Source organism: Myxococcus sp. AB025B (genome assembly GCF_006518215.1).
Taxonomy (GTDB): domain Bacteria; phylum Myxococcota; class Myxococcia; order Myxococcales; family Myxococcaceae; genus Myxococcus; species Myxococcus fulvus.
Map to the genome: position 1 here is coordinate 1 of NZ_SRLW01000406.1, position 7,126 is coordinate 7,126.

5 protein-coding genes and 1 pseudogene are annotated in these 7,126 nt (G+C 70.5%); 3 read left to right on the plus strand and 3 right to left on the minus strand.

All coding sequences use genetic code 11. The features are described from left to right. Nucleotides 1–423 (plus strand): annotated as a pseudogene (locus FL311_RS44510) (hypothetical protein); the annotation flags it as partial. Nucleotides 424–641: 218 nt separating this feature from the next. Here FL311_RS44510 and FL311_RS39150 read toward each other — a convergent pair. Continuing rightward, nucleotides 642–2,351 carry a DUF3466 family protein gene (locus tag FL311_RS39150; protein ID WP_141332751.1) on the minus strand — a complete coding sequence of 570 codons (1,710 nt, stop codon included), beginning with the start codon at nt 2,349–2,351 and terminating at the stop codon, nt 642–644. Between the two features lie 232 nt (nt 2,352–2,583). On the opposite strand from FL311_RS39150, the gene FL311_RS39155 reads away from it, so the two are divergent. Beyond that, complete coding sequence (locus tag FL311_RS39155) at nt 2,584–4,035, plus strand: metallophosphoesterase (RefSeq protein ID WP_141332752.1); 1,452 nt, start codon at nt 2,584–2,586, stop codon at nt 4,033–4,035. Between the two features lie 60 nt (nt 4,036–4,095). Here the strand turns inward: FL311_RS39155 and FL311_RS39160 are convergent, their stop codons facing one another. Continuing rightward, nucleotides 4,096–4,275, minus strand: coding sequence for a hypothetical protein (locus FL311_RS39160; protein ID WP_228557380.1), 180 nt, complete (start codon nt 4,273–4,275; stop codon nt 4,096–4,098). A 102-nt stretch (nt 4,276–4,377) separates the two neighbouring features. Beyond that, complete coding sequence (locus FL311_RS39165; RefSeq protein ID WP_141332754.1) at nt 4,378–5,526, minus strand: hypothetical protein; 1,149 nt, start codon at nt 5,524–5,526, stop codon at nt 4,378–4,380. A 143-nt stretch (nt 5,527–5,669) separates the two neighbouring features. Here FL311_RS39165 and FL311_RS39170 point away from each other — a divergent pair. Beyond that, nucleotides 5,670–7,126 (plus strand): TIGR02266 family protein (locus FL311_RS39170; protein WP_141332755.1); only part of this gene is annotated, 1,457 nt, incomplete at its 3' end.

A 7,126-nucleotide genomic window follows, 5' to 3' on the forward strand; every position in this document is an offset into this window, starting at 1 on the left:
GACAGGCCGCAGGGCGGTGTCTCGGTGGCGGGCGACTTCGCGGGGCTGCTCGTGTGGGGCGGCACGTCGCTGGGCACGCAGGGGCCGTTCGTGCTCGCCGTGGGCGCGGAGGGCGAGGTGCGCTGGCTGAAGCAGCCCGAGTGCGGCGAGGAGGCCCAGGAGGGCGTGGCCGCGGCCGTGGACGAGACGGGCGCCGTCTCCGTGGCCTGTGGCGACGTGCTCACGCGCTATCCCATGGACGGCTCGGACCAGGCGCGGCGCGTGCTGCGGGCGCGCGAGTGTCCGAGCGGCCAGTGCACGCTCGCGGTGACGGGGCTCGCGGCGATGCCGGGACAGGGGCTGGTCGCCTCGGGCTGGCTGCGCGAGGGTGAAGGGGAGACGTGGAACCAGGACGCGGTGCTGTGGCGCATCGCGCCCTGGTGACACCCGACACGAGGGGCGGCGCGGTCGAGGTGTTGAACGCCGGTGAGGGAAGACTCGGACGAGGTCGCGCGCTCCGCCCGTGCGATTCGTCGAGCGGGCAGCGAGGCTTCGGTCGGAGTGAGGGCCCACCGCGGCCGATGGTGACTGCACCGGCCGCGGCGATACATCGGGCATGCGGGGCGTCGGAGGGACGGTCCATCGCGGCCCGCGTGCCGTGATTACTGGCGCACGAGCTTGAAGGCGGTGCTGGTGCCGTTGAAGCGGCCGAAGCCGACGATGTCGCCGCGGGTGTTGATGCCCTCGGCGGACAGGAGCGTCCAGCCGCTGTCCGCGGGAATCAGCGTGTTGAGGTCGTGGATGCGCTCGTCGACCCAGAGCACGGCGGCGGCGGTGCCCAGCGACGCGTTGCCGTGGTACTGGCCCACGTAGCCGACAATCCAGCCCGACGCGTTGATGGCCTTCGCCTCGCTGTGGATGGCGGTGGGCTGGCTGGCCAGCGTGCCCAGGCTCCGGACGGTGCCGTCGCTCCAGGTGAAGGCGTTGTAGATGGGCGAGCCGCCCGACGTGGCGCCGATGACGGCGGAGCCCACCACCTGCTGGGACTCGTTCACCGCGTAGGCCTGGCTCGCGAGGCTCACGTCCAGCGCGCCGACGTTGACGAGCTGCCCCTGCGCCGTCCAGAGCGTGGCGCGCGTGACGCCCTGCGCGTTCTTCGAGTACCCCACCACGTCACCGGCGTTGTTGATGCCCCACGCGCGGGCCAGCGTGTTGCCCTGGCCATCCAGCGAGCCCAGCTCCGTCATCGTCCCGTCCACCCAGCGGAACGCGCGGCTGGCGGTGCCGTTGGACGAGCTGCCGACGATGACGCCGCTGTCGTTGATGTCCGTCGCCACCGCGGACGCGCCACCGAGCGTGCCCAGGTCGGTCATCACGCCGTTCTCCCAGCGGAAGGCACGGGGCGTGTTGTTGTCGCTCTCGCCCACCACCACGCCGCTCGCGTTGAGGCCGTACGCGCGGCTGAAGTTGTTGCTGCCCGGGAGGATGCCGAGCTCGGTGATGCTCTCCTCGCTCCAGCGGTAGGCGATGAGCGGCGGCGGCGTGCCGGTGATGACCGTCGAGCGCACGTTGCCCACCACCTGCCCCGCGTCGTTCAGCTCCAGCGCGAAGCTGCCGGTGCCCGAGGGGTACATGATGGGGACGATGGTGTACGTGGGCAGCGCCGGGTTCGGTTGCTCGGGGACACAGGTGCCGTTCACCTCCACGTAGCCCGCGTCGCAGTGGCAGTGGTCGCCGTGGCTGTGCCCGTGCTCGCCACAGCCGGGCTCCGGCTCCGTCTCCGGGACACAGGTGCCGTTCTCCTCCACGTAGCCAGCGTCGCAGTGGCAGTGGTCACCGTGGCTGTGCCCGTGCTCGCCGCAGTCGAGGCCCGGCTCCGTCTGGGGCACGCAGGTGCCTTCCTTCTCCTCGTACCCTTCGTCGCAGTGGCAGTGGTCGCCGTGCGCGTGGCCGTGCTCGCCACAGTCCGGCCCCGTCACGGGGGCCGCGACACACGTGCCCTCCTGCTCGACGTACCCTTCGTCACAGTGGCAGTGGTCCCCGTGTGCGTGGCCGTGCTCGCCGCAGTCGAGGCCCGGCTCGGGGGCGACGACGCAGGTGCCGTTCTGCTCGGTGTAGCCCTCGTCGCAGTGGCAGTGGTCACCGTGCAGATGGCCGTGGCCTCCGCACTCGATGACGGGCTCCTCGGCGACGACACACGTGAGGCCGTCCGCGACATAGCCCTCGTCGCAGTGACAGTGGTCGCCGTGCAGGTGGCCGTGGCCGCCGCACTCAGTGGTCTCATCGGGCCCGGGCTCGTCCGAGGAGCCGCAGCTCACCATGAGGACGGCCGTGACGGCCAGGAATGCCAGATGGAGGGGTCTTGGATGCATGACTGTTCCCGGGGAGGTGCGAAGGGCGGAGCGCTCACGCGGCTTCGAGGTGCGGGCGTTATGTCATGCGAGGGGTGTTGATGCAGCCGTGTTGCATCTATGTCTCGTGTCCGGTTCTGGCCTGTTTGTCGCCGGGGTTTGGATTGACCAGGAATCAAGTCATTGCCTGGCTCGGCCGGGTCGAAGAGGCTTTCGAGGAGCAGCGAGTCGTGTTCCTTCGAGAGGAGACATCATGGGTTCATGGAGAGTCGCGGGGTCCTTGGTGCTGATGGCGGGGCTGTGGGCGTGTGGTGGTGGCGCGCCCGTGGAGCCCGCCGAGACAGCGTCCAGCGAGGCGGCGCTCGACTGCGCCGCGCTGGGTTCGCCCGTGTATCACCGCATCCGGCCGAGCAATGGCGACAGCCTCTACACGCTGAACGCCAACGAGGCGACGAACGCGGGGACGACGTACGGCTACACGGAGGACCGGGGCGTGGCGTTCCGGGCCTCGGGAATCACGGGGACGGGGCTGTCGCCCGTGTATCGCATCTACAGCCCGAGCCGGACCGAGCACTTCTGGACCATCGACGCGGCGGAGAAGCAGCAGTTGGTGACGCAGGGAGGCTTCACCACCGACGAGGGCGTGGGCTTCTTCGCGTCGGCGACGGCCTCGCCGTGCCTGGTGCCCGTCTACCGCTACGCGAACGACACGCTGAAGAAGCACCGCTTCGCCATCACCGCCCAGGAGCGCGCGGCGCTCAGCGCGGCGGGCTGGGTGGACCAGGGCATCCGCTTCCACGTGGCCCCGGCGACGCCGCAGCCGGTGGACACGAAGTTCACGCTGGTCATCATCCCGGACACGCAGAACGAGGTCGTCTCCAGCTCCACGCTCATCGACCACCGCATGCAGTGGCTCGCGGACAACAAGGCCGCGCTGGACATCCGCTTCGTGGGCCACACGGGTGACATGGCCAACTGGGACACGCCGGACCACATCCAGTACGTCCGCGCGGGCAACGCCTTCCAGAAGCTGGACGCGGCGGGGATTCCCTACGCCATCGCCATCGGCAACCACGACACCGCGGCCACCTGCCCGGGAGGCAGCGCGTGCCCCGGCAACGTGAATGCCAACCTGCGCAACACCACCACGTTCAATACCTACTTCCCGCCGTCGCGCTTCGCCCGGCTGGGCGGCGTGTTCGAGGCGGGCAAGAGCGACAACTCCTTCCACACCTTCTCGGCGGGCGGGCTGAACTGGCTGGTGCTCAGCCTGGAGCTGTGGGCGCGCACGGACGCGGTGACGTGGGCCCGGAACGTGCTCGCGCAGCACCCGAACCACAACGTCATCGTGCTGACGCACTCCCACCAGAACAGCGGCGGCGGCATCGAGCAGGGCAACGGCGGCTACGGCAACAACAGCCCCCAGTACGTGTTCGACAACGCGCTCAAGCTGTACCCCAACGTGCGGTTCATCTTCTCCGGGCACGTGGGCACGCACGCCTACCGCGCGGTGACGGGCACGCAGGGCAACACCATCCACCAGATGCTGACTGCCTACCACGACGGGTCCTCGAACCCGACGCGGCTCATCGAAATCGACACCGCCGCGAACACCTTCTCGTCGCGCGTGTACCTGCCCTACACGAACGTCGAGAAGACGGACGGCTCGAAGTTCACCGTCACCAACGTGTCCTGGGTGCGCTGAAGCGCCTCACGCCACCGCTTCCGAGGACTTCGAGTGCCTCGGAAGCGGCGGCACCGGGACTCAGAACAGCTCGAGCTGGCAGCACGCGCCGCAGCCGTCCTGACTGTTCAGGTTGCCGTCGTCGCACTGCTCGCCGGGGTCCACCGTGCCGTTGCCGCCCAGGAGCTGGGAGTCGGGGATGCACGCGGTGTACTGGCGCGGGTAGTGGAAGTCCTGGAGGCCCAGATTGGAGTCAGTCATTGCGATGGAGGTTGTCGCGTGGGCCGACAGGCTGGGCGCCGAGGGCTGTCGCATCACCCGCGAGGATGGGTCAACACCGCGGGGGATGTCTTTCCCGCAGTGTCAGACGGAGTGATGTGTCGCGGGGCTCAGCTTCAGGTCCTGATTCAGCCCCGCATCCTTGCTCACCCGCCAGATGCGCTGGTCCAGGTAGTAGTGGTGCAGGGCGAAGCCCCAGATGAAGCCCGCCATGAAGTCCCGCAGCGTCAGCCCCGTGCCCAGCGCGAGCTTCGCGTCGAACACGCCGCAGCCCGGATGCGCGCCGAAGCCACACCCCAGGCCCCGATACACCAGGGTGAAGGCGATGCCGCACACCGCATAGAAGATGAATCGCTGGCTCACCTTCGGCGCCCAGCCGAAGGACGCCGGGTCCACCCCCGCCGAGTGATAGCGATTGCGGTGATAGAACCAGACGATGCCGTGGTACTGCACGTTGTGGAACGCCGTCACCGCCACCGCGAACATGATGAAGTCCATCCGCGCGGACACCGACGGCCAGAACACCACCGCCGACAGCCCCACCGCCGCCCCCATCATCAACAGCTTGGGCCCGTTCACCGGCTGCCCCGTCCGCCAGCGCCACACCTGACGCCCCGCGCTCGAGAGCACCACCGCCGCCACCAGCGTGAAGCACGCCGCGGCGACCACCGGCTCCCAGCTCGGCGTGCCCGTCAGCCCCAATTGCTTGCGCGCCCCCGGATGCGTCACCGCGAACGCCACGAACGGCGCGATGAGCCCCACGTAGAGCGTCACGCTGTCCAGCCGCTGGTCCACCCGCGACGTCTCCCCCGACTTGCGCTGGTACAACCGCATCAGCCCGTAGTGCTGCCGCACCACGTGCCAGTACGCCCACAGCGCGGCGAAGGTGAGGAACACCACGAACGGCAGCTTGCTGCCGACGAGCAACGACACCCCGAAGCACACCGGCCCCAGCGCGAACCAGCCCAGGCTCCCCAACAGCAGCCGCCTGCGCGTCTTCCACTCGCGCGCGTCCAGGTACGTGCGCGACACCGTCGCGAACAGGTGCGGCCCATCCAGCACCAACACCCACGCCCACCACAACGCCAGGCTGCTCACCCCCGCCCCGGCATGAAGTCCGACCAGGATGAGGCTCGCGCCGGCGCCGCCCACCGTGGAAATCAAGTCGTGGCGCCGGTCGACCAGCCAGCCGGTGCGCGGCGCCACCGCGACGGTGAGAGGGATGGTGCTCATGGACGCCTCCTCGCGGCGCACGACATTACAGGAAGGTGCAGGTAGGCCGCAGGCCCACCTGTCCTGGTTCCTCGGCCTGCCAACCAACCGAGGCCCCAAAACCCTCTTGAGAAGGGGGCGGTGTACCGCGATGGTGGTGCGTTATGGATCAAGGCAGGCGCACCACGGACCGGAAGGCAGTCGGTCTGTTGGTGAAGCTCAAGCATGAAAGCGTGGGGAGCTTCGCGGAGGAGTTCGCCACCAACCTGAGCCCGGGCGGGATGTTCATCCGCTCGCGCACCCCGCAGCCCGTGGGGACACCCGTCAAGTTCGAGGTGCAGATCGCCGGAGGCGTGCGCGTGCTGCGCGGCACCGCCGACGTGCGCTGGGTCCGTGAAGTGGGAGACCCCGCGGGGCCTCCCGGCATGGGGCTCCAGTTCCACGAGCTGGACCCGGCCAGCCGCGCGCTGGTGGACATGATGCTCCTGCAGCGCAAGCCGGAGGCCCCCGCGGCCGTCGTCTCGCCGCTGCCCGCCATCGCCCCGTCCGTCGCGCCGCTGGCCCCCTCCATCGCGCCGGCTGTCGCGCCCGTGCAGGCCCGGCCCGCACCCGCGCCCGTGGCGAAGCCCGCCGCGGCGCCTCGTGGGCCCGCGCTGGACTCGCTGTTCGATGACCTGGATGCGCCGGCGGCTCCGGGACTCGACGAGCCCTTCGACTTCTCCCCGCCGCCCGCCGCGCCCGCCGATGACGTGGACATCCCGCTCGAGGAGCTCATCGCGAGCACGCCGCCGCCTCCCGCCGCGCCGCTGATGGACGAGCCGCTGCCCGGGTTCGAGCTGTCGCTCGACGAGGCGCCGCTCGCGCAGGGCGAGATGCTCGACGAGGCGCCCATCGAGGTCGGTCTCTCCGTGGAGGACGAGTCGTCCTCGTCGGCGCGCTCCAGCGGCCCGATGGAGTTCGACCTCGACATGTCCGAGGCCACCGGGGCTCCGGCGCCTTCCGCCGCGAAGCCCAAGGGGGGCGCACCCGAGTTCGACCTGGACTTCAGTGACGCGGTGGAAGAGACGCCCGCGCGTCCCACCGCCACCGCGAAGCCCGCGGGTGGCGCGTTCGAGTTCGACTTCAGTGACGTGGTGGAGGAGACGCCCGCGCCGCCGCCTCCGCGCCCCAGTGCGCCGCCTCCGCCCGCCGCCGCGAAGCCCGCGGGTGACGCGTTCGAGTTCGACTTCAGTGACGTGGTGGAGGAGACGCCCGCGCCGCCGCCTCCGCGCCCCGGGGCTCCGCCTCCGCCCGCCGCCGCGAAGCCCGCGGGAGGTGCGTTCGAGTTCGACCTGGACCTGAGCGACGCGATGGAGGAGGCCCCCGTCGCGCCGCCTCCTCCTCGTCCCAGCGCGCCGCCTCCGGCTCGGCCCGCCGCCGCGAAGCCCGCGGGTGGCGCGTTCGACTTCGACCTGGACCTGAGCGATGCGGTGGAAGAGGCCCCGGTCGCTCCGCCTCCGCCTCCTCGTCCCAGCGCTCCGCCTCCCGCCGCCGCGAAGCCCGCCGGAGGTGCGCTCGAGTTCGACCTGGACCTGAGTGACGCGATGGAGGAGGCCCCGGCCGCGCCGCCCCCGCGCCCCGT

Excerpts from the sequence above, each read along its gene's own strand:
- FL311_RS39150 (WP_141332751.1), bottom strand. The coding sequence starts at position 2,351 with ATGCATCCAAGACCCCTCCATCTGGCATTCCTGGCCGTCACGGCCGTC.
- FL311_RS39155 (WP_141332752.1), top strand. The coding sequence starts at position 2,584 with ATGGGTTCATGGAGAGTCGCGGGGTCCTTGGTGCTGATGGCGGGGCTG.
- FL311_RS39160 (WP_228557380.1), bottom strand. The coding sequence starts at position 4,275 with ATGACTGACTCCAATCTGGGCCTCCAGGACTTCCACTACCCGCGCCAG.
- FL311_RS39165 (WP_141332754.1), bottom strand. The coding sequence starts at position 5,526 with ATGAGCACCATCCCTCTCACCGTCGCGGTGGCGCCGCGCACCGGCTGG.